The sequence below is a fragment of the Treponema sp. R80B11-R83G3 genome (genome assembly GCF_054786115.1).
In genome coordinates, this window is record NZ_BDHF01000427.1 from 1 (window position 1) to 564 (window position 564).

1 pseudogene is annotated in these 564 nt (G+C 40.8%); it reads left to right on the plus strand.

The features are described 5' to 3' along the window. Window positions 1-305: 305 nt before the first annotated feature. Window positions 306-564 (plus strand): annotated as a pseudogene (locus ACYVRH_RS14275) (hypothetical protein); the annotation flags it as partial.

A 564-nucleotide genomic window follows, 5' to 3' on the forward strand; every position in this document is an offset into this window, starting at 1 on the left:
TTGGGCGGGATTGTGGACAGAGTTTCTGTTACTGGAAAAAAGTATATACCGCCGAAAAAAGCAAATTGCGGTATGGATTGGGAAGTAATTATTAGTCTGCGAATTACTGTAGAGGGAATGAACAATGAGAAATGAGCAAAGAGCAGAGAGCAGAGAGCAAAGAGGAATGAGAAATGAGGAATGAGGAATGAGCAATGAGCAAGGAGCAAAGAGAAAAGAGCAAATAGCAAAGAAAAATGAGGAATGAGGAATGAGGAATGAACGAGAAGATAAGGGCAAGGGCGAAGATATGAGGAGTTTGAAAGATGTTAGTTAATGGCAGAGATTGTTCAATTATTATTAAAACCCCGCATTTTGAAAAAGACATACCTTTTTCTGATGAAACTTTGAGGGAAGATATTAAAATTTTGGAAGAAGAACCTAGTATTGAAGGGGACGGTGTTTGTCGTGGGTTGCAAAAAATTTGCGGTGTTACAGGGTGCGTTGTTACGCCATTGACAATAGGGACTGCTCCGCTTTTGTTGTATCTGGCTATGGGAGCGGCAAGTGAGCCTGTGCTTGTTT